Origin of the sequence: Streptomyces sp. NBC_01232, from assembly GCF_035989885.1 — a bacterium.
In the GTDB taxonomy this organism is placed as follows: Bacteria; Actinomycetota; Actinomycetes; order Streptomycetales; family Streptomycetaceae; genus Streptomyces.
Genome location: NZ_CP108518.1, coordinates 2,720,112 through 2,736,754, shown reverse-complemented (window position 1 = coordinate 2,736,754; position 16,643 = coordinate 2,720,112). Strand labels below are relative to the sequence as shown.

Sequence of the window (16,643 nt, the reverse complement as noted above, 5' to 3'; positions counted from 1 at the left end):
CGAGAGGCCATAACCGGACACACCGCTCAGGATGGAGATGTTGATCCGGCCTGAGGAGGTATCGATGGCTCAGGATGTGACCGCGGAAGCGATGGACCCTGTTCCCGACCCGGCGAAGACCGGCCCCGGCGCCGAGCACACCTCCCGCGAGGTACTCGTTTCCATCGGAGCCCTGCTGCTGGGCCTGCTGATCGCCGCACTCGACCAGACCATCGTCTCCACCGCCCTGCCGACCATCGTCAGCGACCTCGGTGGCATGGCGCACCTGTCCTGGGTCGTCACCGCCTACATGCTCGCCTCCACCGCCGCCACCCCCCTGTGGGGCAAGCTCGGCGACCAGTACGGACGCAAGAGGCTCTTCCAGTACGCCATCGTCCTCTTCCTCATCGGGTCGGCACTGTGCGGGCTCGCCCAGGACATGCCCCAGCTCATCGGCTTCCGCGCCCTGCAGGGCCTCGGCGGCGGCGGACTGATCGTGCTGTCGATGGCGATCGTCGGCGACATCGTCCCGCCGCGTGAACGCGGCAAGTACCAGGGCCTCTTCGGCGGTGTCTTCGGTGCGACCAGCGTGCTGGGCCCGCTGCTGGGCGGCTTGTTCGTGGACAACCTGTCCTGGCGCTGGGTCTTCTACATCAACCTCCCCATCGGTCTCGTCGCGCTCGTCGTCATCGCCGCCGTCCTGCACATCCCGGCACGCTCCTCGAAGCACCGCATCGACTACCTCGGCACCTTCCTCATCGCCTGTGTCGCCACCTGCCTCGTGCTCGTCGCCTCCCTCGGCGGCACCTGGGGCTGGGGCTCGGCCCGGATCATCGGCGTCGCCGTCCTCGGCGTCGTACTGCTCGCCGGCTTCCTCCTCGTCGAGCGCAAGGCCGCCGAGCCCGTCCTGCCGCTGGGCCTGTTCCGGATCCGCACCTTCACCCTCTGCTCGGTGATCAGCTTCGTCGTCGGCTTCGCGATGTTCGGCGCGATGGTCTACCTGCCGACCTTCCTCCAGATCGTCCAGGGCGTCTCACCGACCATGTCCGGCGTCCACATGCTGCCGATGGTGATCGGCATGCTGATCACCTCCACCGTCTCCGGCCAGATCGTCAGCCGTACCGGGCGCTGGAAGGTCTTCCCGATCACCGGCACGGCGGTGACCGCGCTCGGCCTGCTCCTCCTCCACCAGTTGCACCGCACCAGCTCCACCCTGGAGATGAGCGTCTACTTCTTCGTCTTCGGCGCCGGGCTCGGCCTGGTCATGCAGGTACTCGTCCTGGTGGTGCAGAACGCGGTCAGTTACGCCGATCTCGGGGTCGCCACCTCCGGTGCCACCTTCTTCCGCTCCATCGGAGCCTCCTTCGGCGTCGCGATCTTCGGCACGGTCTTCACCAACCAGCTCGACGACAAGCTGTCCGCCTCCCTCGCCGGTGTCACGCTGCCGGCCGGTGCGAGCGTCGCGCAGCTGGAGGCCGACCCACGGGCCATCGGCGCACTTCCCGCCGACCTCCAGCCGCGGGTGCTCGACGCCTACGCCACCGCCATCACCGACGTGTTCCTGTACGCCGTGCCGATCGTCCTGATCGCCTTCGTGATCGCCTGGTTCCTGAAGGAGGACAAGCTCCGCGGCTCGGTCACCGCCCCCGATGTGACGGAGACCCTGGCCTCCAACCCCGTCCACCGCTCCTCCCACGACGAGGTCGCCCGCGCGCTGTCGGTCCTCGGCACCCGTGAGGGCCGCCGCCACGTCTACGAGAAGATCACCGAGAAGGCGGGCTACGACCTGCTGCCCGCGGCCAGCTGGCTGCTGCTGCGGATCAAGAAGTACGGCTCCGCGGAGCCCTCGCTGCTCGCCGACCGCACCAATGTGCCACTGAAGATCATCACGGATGCCGCCCGTCAGATCGAGGGGCGCGGGCTCGCCGTCCGGGACGGGCTGCCGCTGGTCCTGACCGACGAGGGGCGGATCTGCGCCGCGAAGCTCGCCGACGCCCGGCAGGAGTCCCTCGCCGAGCTGCTCGGCGACTGGTGGGGCCCGGACCGTCCGACCGACCTGGTGAAACTGGTGGAGCAGCTCAATACGGAGCTGTGCGGTTCCGATGCCGAGGAGCCCTACGATTCCGAGCCGCGCCGGGACCACGCCGCCCACTAGGCCGTAGCTGCTGCCCTGCTGCCCCGCCGCCCCGACGGTGGTCGCCGGCCAGTGGCTACGGCGCCGTGAGGATCTTTTCGAACCAGTGGCCGGCGTAGGGGCTCGCGTTGTAGGCCGGTATTTCCGCATACCCGTGCCGCGCGTAGAGCGTCCGGGCCTCCACGAGATCCGACCGGGTGTCCAGCCGGACCCGCCCGGCGCCCAGTGCGCGGGCCTCCGCCTCCAGGGCCTCGAGCAGGGCCGCCCCGCCGCCCGTGCCGCGGGCGCGCCGGTCGACGTACACCCGGGTGAGCTCGGCGGTGACCGGGTCGAGCAGCCGGACCCCGCCGCACGCCAGGGGCTCGCCGTCCAGCCTGCCCACGACGAACCGCCCGGTCGGCGGGACCAGCTCGTCGTCCGGGAAGTCCAGCAGCCCCTGGTCGATCTCGGCTTCGGTGACCTGCCGTTCCCAGTACCGGCCGGCGACCTCGGCGTAGTACGCGCGGCGCAGGGCGGTGGCGTCCCGGGTGGTGAAGGGCTCGGGGGTCACGGTCCACGACCGGGCCGAAGCGGACGGGGTGGCGGATGAGGTGGCTGTGCGGTGTTCGCTGTGAGTGGTCATGGCGTCATTGTGGAGTTCGCGGAGGATCTCCCGCGTGGAATATCCACAGGGCCGGGCCGATGATAGGAAAAAGGACATTCCTCGCGTACCCGGAGGGTGGGAAACGCCATGTCAGAGCATCCCGACTGTGCCCTGGTCCGCCGCGGCTACGAAGCCTTCGGCAAGGGCGACATGGAGATGATGGGCACGTTGCTGACGGCCGACGTCATCCACCACGTGCCCGGCAGCAACCCCCTGTCCGGGCATCACAAGGGGCGGGAGAACGTCCTCGACCTCTACCGCCGCCTCGGCGAGGAGACCAGCGGCACCTTCCAGGTGCACCTGGAATCGGTGCTGGCGGACGGGCGCGGCCACGTGATGAGCTTCCACACGGCGCGCGGTGACCGCGGAGACCGCGGCATCGAGATCCGCCAGGGACTCTTCTTCACGATCATCGGCAACAAGATCACCGACATTGACGCGTGCACCGCGGACATCGACGAGGAAGACGCCTTCTGGGCCTGACACGGCGCTTTGCGGGCCTGACCGTTGCCCGGCCCGTAGAACCCGCGGTATCCGCGACGCTTGCGACACGCACCACCACGGGCCCCGGCCCGGAAGAGGGCCGGGCCCCGCACCGCGTCAGGCCTGCTTCGGCGCCGCCTGCTGCACGACCTCGAAGGACCACACCGTCGAGGCGGAGGCCGCGGGCTTCGGCCGCTCGCCACCACCCTCACCGCCGGCAGCCGCGCCGCCCGCCGCGCCGCCCCCGCCCTGGTGAGCGGCCTTCATCGGCCCCTCCATCCACGCCTGGAAGTCCTGCTCCGAACGCCACCGCGTGTAGACCAAGTACTGGTCCGTACCCTCCACGGGACGCAGCAGCTCGAACCATTCGAACCCGTCCGAGCTCTCCACCGCCCCGGCCCGCGAGGCGAAACGCTGCTCCAGAACTTCCCGCTGCTCGGCGGGAACCGTCAGTGCGTTGATCTTCACGATGCTCATGAGGGCCATCCTAGGTATCCCGCGGGAGATATCGTCGTGCGGGTAATGGAGCGCGGCAGCCGGGCGAAGTCAGGGTTGCGGTCAAAACGGCGGGAGGCCGGCGAGGCGTGGCTAACGCGGCAGAGCACAGCGGTGCGAACGGACATGCCGGAGTCATAGGCGATGAGAGCAGGCTCGGGGCAGCACGCCTCCTCCTGTGGGCGCTGGCGGGCGCCCTCGCCGTCAGACAGGCCGCCGCAGTGCTGCGGGTGCCACCCGGCGAGTGGCTGAACGGCTTCCACCTCCCCGGGAGCCTGCCCGGGTCGATCTACGAAACCGGCCAGTTCTCCGGCACCCCCTTCGCCGGGCTGGTCCTCAAGCCACTGGCCGGCCTCGCCGCCCCGTCGCTGGAGGTCGCCTGGACCTGCCTGACGCTGCTGTGCGTCGCCGCCATCGGGCTCGTCGCCGCGCGCGGCCTTCCCGACCCGGTGCCGCGGCGCACCGCGCTGCTCGCCGCGCCCGTGCTCACGGCCCTGATGATGGTCTCGCTCCCCGTCCGCGAGGCCGCCTCACCCGGCCAGACCGCTCTCCTGCCCGTCCTGCTGGTGCTGCTGGCCGTCTTCCGGGTGCCGGGCGACCGGCCCGCGGGCCTCCTCGTCGGCCTCGCCGCCGCGCTCCAGCCGGCCCTCCTGCTCTTCGCCCCGCTGCTGTGGCTGACCGGACGCCGCCCCGCCGCACGCACCGCCGCCGTGACCTTCGCAGCGGCCACCGCGCTGTCCTGGGCGGCCATGCCGCGCGACTCGTGGACGTACTGGATCGAGCACCTGGCCGGCACCGGCCTGGGCGGCGCCCCCGACGGCCTCTCCAACCAGTCCGTGCACGGCGCGCTGCTGCGCCTCGGCCTGACCGGCCCGCTCGAGATCCTGCTCTACGCGGCCCTCGCGGGCGCCATCGTCTGGTTCGGCCTGCGCCGCGCCGTCCGCTACGCCCGCGACGGCCAGCTGCTGCTCGCCGTCGCAGTCACCGGCTGCGTGGCCGTCGCCGTGTCCCCGGCCGGCTGGCGCCACCAGCTGCTGTGGGTGCTGCTCGCCGTCGCCGGCAAGGTGGGAAAGCGCGCCGCCGACCGGCCCGTGTGGCCGGTGGCCGTGGTCCTCGCCATGACCCTGCCGAGCGCGGTGCTGCTGCCGAACCTGGCCGCACTGGCCCCCGTACGCGACAACGTGCTGCTGCTCACCGCGGTGGCGGCGGCCTGCGCGGTGCCGTTCCTGCCGCGCTCATCGCCGTACTGGCGCGAGCCAGTACCGACCGACTACGGGCGCCCGGCGGCGGCCCGCTGGTCGCGGGTGCCGCTGCTGCCGTTCTGGCGGCGCGTGCTGTCCCGCCCGAACCTGCTGCTGGAACTCCTGCTGATACGGGTCGGCTACTCGCTCTACTCCCACATCCGGGCAGCGGCCCCCACCAGCCGTTCCCTCGCCGAGGGCAACGGCAACCAGATCCTCGGGATCGAGCGGGCGCTGGGCCTCGACATCGAGCACGCCGTGAACCACGCCGTGGTGAGTACGCCCTGGCTGGAGGCGTTCTTCAACTTCTACTACACCTCCTTCCACTTCGTCGTCCCGCTGACGATCCTGGCGGTTCTGTACTGGCGGCGCCCCGGCGACTACCGCTGGGCACGGGCCTCCCTGGGCCTGGCCACCGTCCTCGCCCTCGTCGGTTTCTGGCTCTACCCGCTGGCGCCGCCGCGCCTGATGCCGGGTCTCGGCTTCATCGACACCGTGCACGGGCCGCAGGACCTGGCCAACCCCTCGTACGGGGCCATGACCGCGATCTCCAACCAGTACGCGGCGATGCCGTCGCTGCACTTCGGCTGGTCGCTGTGGTGCGGGATCGTGATCGTGGTGCTGGCGCCGAAGGGCTGGCAGAAGCTGCTCGGGGCGCTGCACCCGCTGATCACGGTGTGCGCGATCGTCGCCACCGCCAACCACTGGGTGCTGGACGCGGTGGGCGGGGCGGTCGTCGTGGGCGCCGGATTCGGGCTCGTGTACGCGCTCTCCGGGCCGCGGGGGCTGCAGCTGAGCCTGCCGGGGCAGCGTACGGGTGCGCCGGCGCCGGGCGAGCGGTCGGGCGAGGTGCCGGGCGAAGGGGCGAGCGAAGGGTCGAGCGACACGGAGCGGGAGCTGCGGGACGCGGCGCGGAGCTCGTAGCCGGCGCCGGCGCGACGTCCGCTCCCGCCGGGCGGCGGGTCCGCCGCGGTGCCAGCATCGGGTCATGAGCGCAAAGCCGACAGGGGTCGCCCCGGCCGGGCGGGCGGCCTGACCGTGGGCGACTGGTACCAGCGCCAGATCGTCGAGCCCGGCAAGCAGCCGCTGCTGTGCCTGCTGCTGGGCTTCCTCGGCGCGTTCCTCTTCATCCGGATCAGCGTCCGGCTGATCCGGGCACAGGTCTCCTGGTGGCCGGAGAACGTCACGCCGGGCGGGCTGCACATCCACCACGTGGTGTTCGGCGTGGTGCTGATGATCGTCGGCGGGCTGGGGCTCGCCTCCCCGATCGGCAACAAGACTCCGTGGGCGGAGATCGATGCGGCGGTGTTCGGCATCGGGACGGCGCTGGTGCTCGACGAGTTCGCGCTGATCCTGCACCTGAAGGACGTCTACTGGTCCGAGGAGGGCCGGCTCTCGGTGGACGCGGTGGTGGTCGGCGCGGCGGCGTGCGGGCTGTTGCTGCTGGGGGCGTCGCCCTTCGGCGTCGACGACGCCGAGGTCTCGGAGGGCGGTACGAGGGTCTCCGACTGGTCGTACGTGGTGGTGGTCGCGCTGAACGCGGCGTTCGCGCTGGTGACGCTGGCCAAGGGGAAGGTGTTCACCGGGCTGCTGGGGATCCTCGTACCGTTCTTCGCGCTGGTCGGGGCGGTACGGCTGGCCCGGCCGGGGTCGCCGTGGGCGCGGGCGCGGTATTCCGCCGGGGGGCGGAAGGAGCGGAGGGCGCGGGTGCGGGAGGAGAGGGAGGGGTGGCAGCGGCGGGTGCGGGTGCGGGTGTACGACGTGGTTGCGGGGCGGCCGTCGGAGCCGTAGCCCTGGCCGGGCCGTTGCGCTGCCGCCGGCTGGCCGCCGCCTGGCCGCCGCCTGGCCAGGCTTGGCCCGGGAAGGCCGAAGGGGCGCCGGGGCATTCGCTGCCCCGGCGCCCCTTCGGCTGGATCGCCGCTGTTTGCCAGGATCGCCCTGATCGGGGTGGGGCGCCACTCGAACGGGTGCGGCGCCGTTGCCGGGGGCCCTGCCCCCGGACCCCCGCGCCTCAAACGCCGGCGGGGCTGAAGGAGCGCCTCAAACGCCGGCGGGGCTGGGGGAGCGCCTCAAGCGTCGGCGGGGCTGGGGGAGCGCCTCAAGCGCCGGCGGGGCTGGGGGTGTGCCGGGCAGGGTGGCAGCGCACCGGTGGGGCTCGAAGTGCGTCCGTGGGGCTGGGCGTGGGTCGATGGGTCAGGGGTGGGTGACGCGGAGTTCCTTGATGCCGTTGAGCCAGGCCGCGCGGAGCCGGCGTGGGGGTTCGGAGGTCAGGTGGAGGTCCGGGAGCGCGTCGGCCAGGGCGTTGAAGATCAGGTCGATCTCCATCACGGCCAGGGACTTGCCGAGGCAGAAGTGCGGGCCGCCGCCGCCGAATCCCAGGTGGGGGTTGGGGTCGCGGGTGATGTCGAAGACGTCCGGGTCGGTGAAGACCTCGGGGTCGTGATTGGCGGAGGAGTAGAACATCCCCACCCGGTCGCCCGCCTTGATCTTCTGGCCGCCCAACTCGGTGTCCTGGGTGGCGGTGCGCTGGAAGGACACCACCGGGGTGGCCCAGCGCACGATCTCCTCGGCGGCCGTCGACGGCCGCGTCGCCTTGTAGAGCTCCCACTGCTCGGGGTGGGTGAGGAAGGCGTGCATGCCGTGGCTGATGGCGTTGCGCGTGGTCTCGTTGCCCGCGACCGCCAGCAGCAGCACGAAGAAGCCGAACTCGTCGGAGCCCAGGTTGCCCTGGCCCTCGGCCGCCACCAGCTGGGTGACGATGTCCTTGGCCGGACACTCCTTGCGCTGGGCGGAGAGGTTCATCGCGTAACCGATGAGCTCCATCGCCGCGTTGGAGCCGACCTCCTCGGTGATCGCGTACTCCGGGTCGTCGTAGGCGATCATCTTGTTCGACCAGTCGAAGATCTTGGTTCGGTCCTTCTGCGGTACGCCGATCAGTTCGGCGATGGCCTGCAGCGGGAGTTCGCACGCCACCTGCGTCACGAAGTCGAAGCTGCCGTCGGCCGCCGAGGCCGAGGCCTCCTCGACGATCTTCCGGGCGCGGTCGCGCAGGGCCTCCTCCAGGCCGCGGATGGCCCGCGGGGTGAAGCCGCGCTGCACGATCTGGCGTACGCGCGTGTGTTCCGGCGGATCCATGTTCAGCATGATCAGACGCTGGGCATCTATCGCATCACGCTGGATGTGCTCGTTGAAGCGGATGATGGCGGTGTTGGTCGTCGAGGAGAACAGTTCCGGGTGCGTGGAGACGTACTTGACGTCCGCGTGCCGGGTCACGGCCCAGTAGCCCTCGTCGTCGAAGCCGGTGACGCCCCGCCGCTGCGGGCACCACCACACGGGTGCGGTCTGCCGCAGCTGCGCGAACTCCGGGAAGGGGACGCGGCTTTGGAGCAGGTCTGGGTCGGTGGCGTCGAAGCCTTCGGGCAGTGCGGGGCAGGACATCGGGCAACTCCAAAGTCTGACGGACCATCAGAAGTTGGCTTGAAGGTAGTAACGAGTTCTAGAAGTGACAAGGGTCGCGGCGCCAACTGTTGCGTGTGGAATCCGTGCAGGGCGCGTGCAAGACCCTTGCGTGCCGGGGCCTCAGGTCATAAGACTGCGGGGGAGAACTAGAACGCGTACTAGTTCGGGCGGGGCGCCGGGACGGCCCGCCGTGCTGACGCAGTGCAGGAGAGGACGAGCTCATGGCCGCGGAACCCGTCATTGTCGAAGCCGTACGCACCCCCATCGGTAAGCGCGGGGGCGCTCTCGCCAACCTCCATCCCGCCTACTTGCTCGGTGAGACCTACCGCGAACTGCTGGCCCGTACCGGAATCCAGCCCGACTGCGTGGAGCAGATCGTGGGCGGCACCGTGACGCACGCAGGCGAGCAGTCGATGAACCCCGCCCGCAACGCCTGGCTCGCCATGGGGCTCCCGTACGAGACCGCCGCGACGACGGTGGACTGTCAGTGCGGCAGCTCGCAGCAGGCCAACCACATGGTCGCCAACATGATCTCCGGCGGGGTCATGGACATCGGCATCGCCTGCGGCGTCGAGGCCATGAGCCGTGTGCCGCTCGGCTCCGGATCCAAGCACGGCCCGGGGAAGCCCTTCCCGGACGAGTGGAACGTCGACCTCCCCAACCAGTTCGAGGCCGCCGAGCGGATCGCGCGCCACCGGGGCCTGTCCCGCGAGGACGTGGACCGGCTGGGGCTGCTCTCCCAGGAGCGGGCCGCCGCCGCGTGGGCCGAGGAGCGGTTCAAGCGCGAGACCTTCGCCGTGCAGGTGCCGACGACCGAGGAGGAGCAGGCCGCCGGCCAGGGCATGTGGCGCCTGGTCGACCGGGACGAGGGCCTGCGCGACACCAGCATGGAGGCGCTGGCCCGGCTCAAGCCGGTCATGCCCACGGCCGTGCACACCGCCGGGAACTCCTCGCAGATATCCGACGGCGCCGCGGCCGTGATGTGGGCCTCGCGCAAGATGGCCCGCGCACTCAAGCTCAAGCCGCGTGCCCGGATCGTCGCCCAGACCCTCGTCGGCGCCGACCCCCACTACCACCTCGACGGGCCGATCGACGCGACCCGGGCCGTGCTCGGCAAGGCCGGGATGTCGCTGCGGGACATCGACCTCGTCGAGATCAACGAGGCCTTCGCCTCCGTGGTCCTGTCCTGGGCGCAGGTCTTCGACCAGGACCTGGAGAAGGTCAACGTCAACGGCGGGGGCATCGCGCTCGGCCACCCCGTCGGCGCCACCGGCGCCCGGCTGATCACCACGGCGCTGCACGAGCTGGAGCGCCGCGACAAGGAGTTCGCGCTGATCACCATGTGCGCGGGAGGCGCGCTGGCGACCGGCACGATCATCCAGCGCCTGTGAGGCGCCCCTGAGTCCCGTGGGATGGGATGCAGAAGGCCCCGGTGGCCGGACCTGGGGAGGCCGGCCACCGGGGCCCTCGTATGTCTGCTGTGCTGCGCTGCTGCCCGCTGGTGGCTCAGTACCAGTGGTTGGCGGACCAGAAGTTCCAGGCGCCGACGGGGCTGCCGTAGCGGTCGTTCATGTAGTCCAGGCCCCACTTGATCTGGGTGGCGGGGTTGGTCTTCCAGTCCGCGCCGGCCGAAGCCATCTTCGAGGCCGGCAGGGCCTGGGCCAGGCCGTACGCGCCGGAGGAGGCGTTGGTCGCGGTGTGGTTCCAGCCGCTCTCGTGCGAGATGATCTTGTCGAAGGCGGCGAACTGGGCCGGGTCCTTGATCATCTGCTGCGCGATCGCCTTGGCGCTCATCGGGGCCGCCTGGGCGGGAACCGTGGCAAGCATGGAACCGGCGACACCGAGGGCGACGACGGTGCCCGCGAGGGCCTTCTTGGAGGTGGCGATGCGGCGGATGATGGCGTTGGACACGGATGGACCTTCCGACGGGGACAAGGGCGGTCGCACGCATGCCGAAGACATGCGTGAGCCACTCACGCAAAGGAGAGGGGTTCGTCGGCGGCGGGTGAAGTACCTGAAGTACCCCTGCCGCCTTGCGACTCATCCAGTTCTACAGACGCCCCGACGGCCTGGCAAAGGTCGCTCCTACTAGCGCTCCTCGCAGCAAGGGGCCGGCCGTGCGCGCCTAACCCCCGCAGCAGAGCGGGCCGGGGGTCTACTAGCCGCCGTCGTATGTGACGTGGCTCCTATGGGGCGGGTCACCGGCGGAGGCCCCGAATGTCACCCTCCGTCGCCCTTCGTACCCCTTTCGAGGGCGGGGGCGCTGCCGGTTCCGGTCCCCGGATCGAAGGCGACGGGCGCGTCGAAGGCGGCTTTGCGGGTCGCCCGGCGCAGGGCCTTCAGCAGGGTCGCCCCGAGCGTGAGGGTCAGTACGACCGTCAGCACGGCCCGGCCCAGGTCCCAGCCCACCGAGGTCGCCAGGCAGTACGCGAGGAACCGCACCAGGTTCGCGGCCACCGGCTCCCCCGCATGGAAGGAGACGCCCTGGTCCATCCCCTGCAGGATCACCCAGCCCTGCAGGTTCATGATCGTGCCGTACGCGAACGCGCCCGCGAAGCCGTACGCCGCCAGCATCAGCAGCTCCGCCCGGCCCCTGATCTTCCCCCAAGCTCTCGGCTTCGCTCGAGCAGGGGGGACCCCCATCGCGCCCGGCAGCAGCCCGGCCCCCAGCGCGAACCAGCCCATCGCCAGCATCTGGAACGGCATCCACGGCCCGACCCCGCCCGTCAGCAGGGCGGAGGCGAACATCGTCACCGAGCCCAGGACGAAGCCGAAGCCGGGGCCGAGCACGCGTGCGCTGAGCACCATCAGGAAGAACATCGGCTCCAGCCCGGCCGTGCCGGCGCCCAGCGGTCTCAGCGCCGCCCCGACGGCGGCGAGCACGCCGAGCATCGCCACCGCCTTGGCGTCCATGCCGTTGTCGGCGACGGTCGCGACGACCACCGCCACCAGGAGCGGAAGGAGCGCGGCGAAGAGCCAGGGGGCGTCCTGGGAGTGGGCGAGGCCCGACTGGCGGTCGGCGAGCAGCGGCCAGCCGAAGGCCGCGATGCCGATGAGGGTGACGAGGACCAGGGCCACGGCGGCGCGGGGGCCGATGCGGACGGGGCGGCTCATCGGGCCGCCTCCGCGGCGTCGAGCGCCTCCGCCGCGTCGAGCGCCTCGGCGACCTGGGCCACCGTGAGCCAGTGGCCCGGGGCCAGGACCTTCGCCACCTGCGGCGCGAAGGCGGGAGAGGAGACGACGACCTCGGCGGTCGGGCCGTCCGCGACGACCTCCCCGCCGGCCAGGATCACCACGCGGTGGGCCAGCTCGGCGGCGAGCTCCACGTCGTGGGTGGCCAGGACGATGGCGTGCCCGTCGGCGGCGAGGCCGCGAAGGATCTCGATCAGGCGGACCTTGGCGGCGTAGTCCAGGCCGCGGGTGGGCTCGTCGAGCAGCAGCAGGGCGGGGCGGCCCGTGAGGACCAGCGCGAGGGCGAGGGCCAGGCGCTGGCCCTCGGAGAGATCGCGCGGGTGGGTGTCGTCGGGGACGTCGGGGAGCAGCGCGGAGACGAGGTCGCGGCAGGTGCCGGGGGGCGCGGCGGCGTCGGAGTCGGCGGCGGCGCACTCGGCGGCGACCGTGTCGGCGTAGAGGAGGTCGCGGGGCTCCTGCGGGACGAGGCCGACGCGGCGCACCATCTCGGGCGGGGCCGTGCGGTGGGGGGCGCGGCCGCCGACGGTCACCTCGCCGGTGGTGGGCGGGACCGTACCGACGAGGGTCGAGAGGAGGGTGGACTTGCCGGCGCCGTTGCGGCCCATGAGGGCGACGGTCTCGCCGGGGGACACGGTGAGGGTGACGCCGTGCAGGGCCTGGACGCGGCCGCGGCGGACGGAGAGGTTGCGGACCTCGGCGGGGGCGGTGCCGGTGCCGGTGCCGGTGCCGGTGCCGTTGGCGGGGGTCGGCCTGCCGCGGCGGAGCAGGCGCGAGAGGAACCCGGGGGCTCCGGTGGCGGGGGCTCCGCCCCCGGACCCCCGCGCCTCAAGCGCCGGCGGGGCTGTATTCGCCTCGAGCGCGGGCGGGGCTGGATTCGGAACGGATGTCAGGCGGGAGCGGAGGGGAGCGGCCCGGCGGCGGGCGTCGCGGACCGAGAGGGGGAGGGGGGACCAGCCCGCGAGGCGGCCCAGGGAGACCACCGGCGGGTGGACCGGGGAGACGGCCATGATCTCCGCAGGGGTGCCGATCAGCGGAGCCGCGCCCGGGGCGGGCAGGAGCAGGACCTGGTCGGCGTACTGGACCACCCGCTCCAGCCGGTGCTCCGCCATCAGCACCGTGGTGCCCAGGTCGTGGACCAGGCGCTGGAGGACCGCGAGGACCTCCTCCGCCGCCGCCGGGTCCAGCGCGGAGGTCGGCTCGTCCAGCACCAGCACCTTCGGGTGAGGGGTGAGGACCGAGCCGATCGCGACCCGCTGCTGCTGGCCGCCGGACAGTGTCGCGATCGGCCGGTCGCGCAGCTCGTTCAGGCCCAGCAGGTCCAGGGTCTCCTCCACCCGGCGACGCATCACCGCAGGTGGCAGGCCCAGGGACTCCATGCCGTAGGCGAGTTCGTCCTCGACCACGTCCGTCACGAAGTGCGCGAGCGGGTCCTGGCCGACCGTGCCCACCACGTCCGCGAGCTCGCGCGGCAGGTGGGTGCGCGTGTCCCGGCCGGCGACCGTGACCCGGCCCCGCAGGGTGCCGCCCGTGAAGTGCGGGACCAGCCCGGAGACCGTCCCCAGCAGGGTGGACTTTCCGACGCCCGACGGGCCGACCAGGAGCGTCAGCTCGCCCTCCGGGATCTCCAGGTCGACGCCCTGCAGGGAGGGGCCGGCCGCGTCCTCGTAGGTGACCGACACCTGCTCGAAGCGGATCACTGCGATGCCTCCTTGGGCGGTACGGGTGCCACGAAGGCGGGCAGCAGGCCGATCAGGATCGCGGCCGCCGGCCACAGCGGAAGTGTGGGGGCCGCCAGCGGGACCACGCCCGGGTGCAGGGCGGCGGGGTCGACGGTGCCGGCGTGGATCAGCAGGGCGGCGACGGCCGCGCCCGATCCGGCGACCAGCCAGGCGCGTACGCCCCAGCGGTCGGGCCGGTAGCGGGTGCGCACCGACCGGCGGCCGCCGAGGCGCAGCCCCGCGACGGCGAGGGCGGCGCCGATGCCGAGCACGGGGAGCCCGTACGCGGCGCCCTGCGCGGCGAGCAGGCCGTACGTGCCCGCGCACATGCCGAGCAGGCCGCCGAGGGTGAGGGCGTTGGTGGTGTGCCGGACGGCGGGCGGGACCCGGGCCGTGCGGCCGTAGCCGCGCGCGTCCATCGACGCGGCGAGGGCGACGGAGCGTTCCAGTGCGCCCTCCAGGACCGGCAGGCCGATCTGGAGGATGGCCTTCACGCCGCCGGTGGGGCGGCCGCGCAGCCGGCGGGCGGTCCGCAGGCGGACGACGTCGGCGACCATGTTCGGCGCGAAGGTCATGGCGACGACGACGGCGACGCCGGCCTCGTACAGGGCGGCCGGGAGGGACTTCAGGAGCCGCGCCGGATTGGCGAGGGCGTTCGCGGCGCCGACGCACACCAGGAGCGTGGCCAGTTTCAGGCCGTCGTAGAAGGCGAAGACGAGCTGCTCGGCGGTGACCCGGCCGCCGAAGCGGATGCCCTGGGCCCAGGCGGGGAGCGGGACCTCGGGGAGGGTGAAGAGGGTGTGCGATCCGGGGATGGCGGAGCCGAGGAGCATGGAGAAGATGAGGCGCAGGCCGATGACGAAGAGCCCGAGCTTGAGGAACGCGCCGTAGGAACGGGCCCAGGGCGCGTCCGTGCGGCGGGACGCGACCACGTAACCGGCGACGCCGATGATCAGCCCGAGGAGCAGCGGGTTGGTGGTGCGGGAAGCTGCGGTGGCAAGGCCGAGGGCCCACAGCCACCAGGCCCCTGCGTGCAGGGCGGTGGCCCGGCCGGCCTGCGGGGGCCTCCAGCGTTCGTACGTCGACCGGTGCGGGCGTTCCGGCGCCGCGGCCTCGCTCCGGCGGGCCGGGGCCACGCCGCCGGGTGTCGCTCCGGTGGGTGTTGCTCCGGTGGGGGTGCGCTGGGCCTGAGGCCGGGCGCCGCGGGTGCCGGTACCGGTGCCGGTGGTGCGGGTCGTCCCGGTGGACGGTCCGGCGCTGTCGCCGGGGGGCACCGCGGCGGTGTGGCCGGTCATCGGCTGCGGCGGCGGGACTGCCAGACGCCGGCCGCAGCCAGGGCCGCCACCGCGGCGATGCCCGCGAGCAGGCCCGCGGACGGGCCCCCGCCCTCACCGTCGCCGGCTTCGGCCGGGGCGGCCGGGGAGGCCGACGGCGTCGGGCCGTCCGCGACCTGGTCGCCGCAGCCCTGCTTCGGGTAGCCGGAGATCGCGCACAGCAGTGCCGCGCTGTTGTAGCGCAGCGGCTTGGCGACCGAGGCCAGCGCCTCGGCCGCCGTGGCGTCCGGGGCCACCTGCGCGCAGGCGGTGCGCGGCGCGGCCCCGGGCGGGGTGTCGCCCGCCGGGGCGTCCTCGGGGACGCCGAAGTCGATGACGAGCGCCACCCGCTTCCTGCCCTCCGCCGGGGCGGTCGCCCCGCAGACGGCCTCGAAGTCGGCCGCGGCGCGCGGCTGGGCCGCCTGCGCCGCCGCGTCCTTGCTCACCGAGAAGCGGAAGCCCTGGACGGCGCCGTCCGCCGGGCGGGCCAGCGAGGGGCCCTGGGTGGCGTACACCCATGTGCCGCCCGCCGCGCCGTCCCAGAACGACCAGTAGCGGTAGCCGGCCGCCAGCGCCGGAGTGGCGGCCAGCAGGGCCAGTGCGATCCCGAGGGCGAGGGCCACGGCGGGCAGGCGGCGGCGCATCAGGACTGGTTCTTCTTCCGGCGGCCGCTCAGCAGGATGCCGATGCCGATACCGGCCGCGGCACCCGCACCGACGATCCACCAGACGTTCTGGCTGCTGGAGGGCTTGTCCTTCTCACCGTTCACCTTGGTCGCTTCGGTGTCGGCGCCCTGCGGGGCCGGGCCGGTCGCGTTCAGTGCGGCGACGAGGTCGGTGCCGCCGAAGGACTTCGGGTCGGTGCCGGTCGCGTGCGCGGCGAGCACGAGCGTGCCCAGGGCCGCCGGGCTGCCCTTCGCCCACTCGGCGGAGTTGGCCTTCAGCCACTCCAGCGCGCCCGCCGCCGACTCCTTGTGCCCGGCGGCGGCCAGGGCGATCACCGCGTCGGCGGTGTTGCCGGTGTCCGGGGTGGGCTGGTCCGCGCCCGGGGTGACGGCCACGAGGTGGCCGTCCTTCTTGAGGGCCTCGGCCAGGTAGCCGGCCGCGCCCTGGGCGGCGGCCGCCGGGTCGGCGGCGTTCGCCGCCGGGCAGACCAGCGGGGCCGCGGGGGTGTTCTCGGCCGACGGTACGACGGCCGCGCCCTTGCCGAGGCCGGCCAGGGCCGCGGCGGCCGTGGCATCGGCGTTGGCGAGGAGCTTGCCGTCGGCCGGCTGGTACGCGAAGGAGCCGCGGTCGGCGGCCGGCTCGGCGGTGCAGCCCAGCTGGAAGGAGAGCAGGCCCTCGTAGGCCGACTTGCCCGCCTTCGACTTGACCTCGGCCGGCTTCTGGCCCGCCGCGGACAGCGCGCTGATGACCACGGCGGTGGAGTTGGCGTCGCTGGGGGAGCCGGGCACGTAGCTCCAGCCGCCGTCCTCGTTCTGGACGGACTTCAGCCAGTCCACGCTGCTCTTCACCGAGGCGTCCTGGCCGCCGAGGGCCTTCATCGCCTGCACGGCCGCGGCGGTGGCGTTCGTGTCGTACATCGTGTTCGCGTCGCACGCCATGGCGGCGTTCGGGCGGAACGAGGCGAATCCGCCGTTGTCGCACTGCTGGCCGGCCAGCCAGACCTGGGCCTCCCGGGAGGGCTTCAGCCCGACGGTGTGCTGGGCGAGCAGCGCGAAGGACTGCCGCCACACACCGTCGTAGGTGGGGTCGCTCTTGCCGAAGAGACCGGAGGGGATCACCGGGGGCGCGGAGGGCGAGGCGGGCGGCGCGGTGTCGGCGAGGGCTGCGGGGGCGACGCCCACGCAGAGCACGGCGGAGGCTGCGAGCGCGGCTGCGCTGCGACGGACGTTCATGGGGGGCGAGTGCCTCTCGTACGGGGGAACCGGCAGCAGGCACGCACAGGCACCGGGCTCCGGCTCCGCTTACCTCGACGGTGCCGGCC

14 protein-coding genes are annotated in these 16,643 nt (G+C 72.8%); 5 read left to right on the top strand and 9 right to left on the bottom strand.

Annotated elements, in window-relative coordinates; translation table 11 throughout:
• Window positions 1–91 precede the first annotated feature (91 nt).
• Window positions 92–2,134, top strand: coding sequence for an MFS transporter (locus tag OG444_RS12810; RefSeq protein WP_327266759.1), 2,043 nt, complete (start codon window positions 92–94; stop codon window positions 2,132–2,134).
• Between the two features lie 55 nt (window positions 2,135–2,189).
• Here the strand turns inward: OG444_RS12810 and OG444_RS12805 are convergent, their stop codons facing one another.
• The gene (locus tag OG444_RS12805; protein ID WP_327262297.1) at window positions 2,190–2,735 is read right to left on the bottom strand and encodes a GNAT family N-acetyltransferase; all 546 of its coding nucleotides are present in this window, start codon (window positions 2,733–2,735) and stop codon (window positions 2,190–2,192) included.
• Window positions 2,736–2,843: 108 nt separating this feature from the next.
• Here OG444_RS12805 and OG444_RS12800 point away from each other — a divergent pair, with 108 nt between their 5' ends.
• Window positions 2,844–3,239 (top strand): nuclear transport factor 2 family protein, encoded by a 396-nt coding sequence (locus OG444_RS12800; protein ID WP_327262296.1) that lies wholly within the window; start codon window positions 2,844–2,846, stop codon window positions 3,237–3,239.
• A gap of 117 nt (window positions 3,240–3,356) precedes the next feature.
• On the opposite strand, the gene OG444_RS12795 is transcribed toward OG444_RS12800, so the two are convergent.
• Window positions 3,357–3,716 (bottom strand): antibiotic biosynthesis monooxygenase family protein, encoded by a 360-nt coding sequence (locus OG444_RS12795; RefSeq protein WP_327262295.1) that lies wholly within the window; start codon window positions 3,714–3,716, stop codon window positions 3,357–3,359.
• A gap of 107 nt (window positions 3,717–3,823) precedes the next feature.
• Here OG444_RS12795 and OG444_RS12790 point away from each other — a divergent pair, with 107 nt between their 5' ends.
• The gene (locus tag OG444_RS12790) at window positions 3,824–5,899 is read left to right on the top strand and encodes a bifunctional glycosyltransferase 87/phosphatase PAP2 family protein (RefSeq protein ID WP_327262294.1); all 2,076 of its coding nucleotides are present in this window, start codon (window positions 3,824–3,826) and stop codon (window positions 5,897–5,899) included.
• Window positions 5,900–6,013: 114 nt separating this feature from the next.
• Entirely contained in the window at window positions 6,014–6,766 is a 753-nt protein-coding gene (locus OG444_RS12785; RefSeq protein WP_327262293.1) for a hypothetical protein, read from the top strand.
• Window positions 6,767–7,168: 402 nt separating this feature from the next.
• Here the strand turns inward: OG444_RS12785 and OG444_RS12780 are convergent, their stop codons facing one another.
• Complete coding sequence (locus OG444_RS12780) at window positions 7,169–8,413, bottom strand: cytochrome P450 (protein WP_327262292.1); 1,245 nt, start codon at window positions 8,411–8,413, stop codon at window positions 7,169–7,171.
• A 242-nt stretch (window positions 8,414–8,655) separates the two neighbouring features.
• On the opposite strand from OG444_RS12780, the gene OG444_RS12775 reads away from it, so the two are divergent.
• A complete protein-coding gene (locus tag OG444_RS12775; protein ID WP_030390693.1) occupies window positions 8,656–9,825 on the top strand; it encodes a steroid 3-ketoacyl-CoA thiolase in 1,170 nt (389 codons plus the stop codon).
• A 115-nt stretch (window positions 9,826–9,940) separates the two neighbouring features.
• Here the strand turns inward: OG444_RS12775 and OG444_RS12770 are convergent, their stop codons facing one another.
• From OG444_RS12770 to OG444_RS12745, 6 genes are all read right to left on the bottom strand, one after another.
• Window positions 9,941–10,396, bottom strand: a complete 456-nt coding sequence (locus OG444_RS12770; RefSeq protein WP_327262291.1) for a transglycosylase SLT domain-containing protein — start codon at window positions 10,394–10,396, stop codon at window positions 9,941–9,943.
• 258 nt (window positions 10,397–10,654) lie between these two features.
• Entirely contained in the window at window positions 10,655–11,548 is an 894-nt protein-coding gene (locus OG444_RS12765; RefSeq protein WP_327262290.1) for an ECF transporter S component, read from the bottom strand.
• Complete coding sequence (locus OG444_RS12760; RefSeq protein WP_327262289.1) at window positions 11,545–13,323, bottom strand: ABC transporter ATP-binding protein; 1,779 nt, start codon at window positions 13,321–13,323, stop codon at window positions 11,545–11,547. The genes OG444_RS12765 and OG444_RS12760 overlap by 4 nt, the downstream gene beginning before the upstream one ends.
• A complete protein-coding gene (locus OG444_RS12755) occupies window positions 13,320–14,639 on the bottom strand; it encodes an energy-coupling factor transporter transmembrane component T (RefSeq protein WP_327262288.1) in 1,320 nt (439 codons plus the stop codon). Before OG444_RS12755 ends, OG444_RS12760 begins: the two co-directional genes overlap by 4 nt.
• Entirely contained in the window at window positions 14,636–15,301 is a 666-nt protein-coding gene (locus tag OG444_RS12750; protein WP_327262287.1) for an SCO2322 family protein, read from the bottom strand. Before OG444_RS12750 ends, OG444_RS12755 begins: the two co-directional genes overlap by 4 nt.
• Window positions 15,301–16,554: a prenyltransferase/squalene oxidase repeat-containing protein gene (locus OG444_RS12745; RefSeq protein WP_327262286.1), complete on the bottom strand. Its 1,254-nt coding sequence runs from the start codon at window positions 16,552–16,554 to the stop codon at window positions 15,301–15,303. The genes OG444_RS12750 and OG444_RS12745 overlap by 1 nt, the downstream gene beginning before the upstream one ends.
• Window positions 16,555–16,643: the final 89 nt, after the last annotated feature.

Coding starts and splice junctions, on each gene's coding strand:
- OG444_RS12810 (WP_327266759.1), top strand. CDS start 92: ATGGACCCTGTTCCCGACCCGGCGAAGACCGGCCCCGGCGCCGAGCAC.
- OG444_RS12805 (WP_327262297.1), bottom strand. CDS start 2,735: ATGACCACTCACAGCGAACACCGCACAGCCACCTCATCCGCCACCCCG.
- OG444_RS12800 (WP_327262296.1), top strand. CDS start 2,844: ATGTCAGAGCATCCCGACTGTGCCCTGGTCCGCCGCGGCTACGAAGCC.
- OG444_RS12795 (WP_327262295.1), bottom strand. CDS start 3,716: ATGAGCATCGTGAAGATCAACGCACTGACGGTTCCCGCCGAGCAGCGG.
- OG444_RS12780 (WP_327262292.1), bottom strand. CDS start 8,413: ATGTCCTGCCCCGCACTGCCCGAAGGCTTCGACGCCACCGACCCAGAC.
- OG444_RS12775 (WP_030390693.1), top strand. CDS start 8,656: ATGGCCGCGGAACCCGTCATTGTCGAAGCCGTACGCACCCCCATCGGT.
- OG444_RS12770 (WP_327262291.1), bottom strand. CDS start 10,396: ATGTCTTCGGCATGCGTGCGACCGCCCTTGTCCCCGTCGGAAGGTCCA.
- OG444_RS12765 (WP_327262290.1), bottom strand. CDS start 11,548: ATGAGCCGCCCCGTCCGCATCGGCCCCCGCGCCGCCGTGGCCCTGGTC.
- OG444_RS12755 (WP_327262288.1), bottom strand. CDS start 14,639: ATGACCGGCCACACCGCCGCGGTGCCCCCCGGCGACAGCGCCGGACCG.
- OG444_RS12750 (WP_327262287.1), bottom strand. CDS start 15,301: ATGCGCCGCCGCCTGCCCGCCGTGGCCCTCGCCCTCGGGATCGCACTG.
- OG444_RS12745 (WP_327262286.1), bottom strand. CDS start 16,554: ATGAACGTCCGTCGCAGCGCAGCCGCGCTCGCAGCCTCCGCCGTGCTC.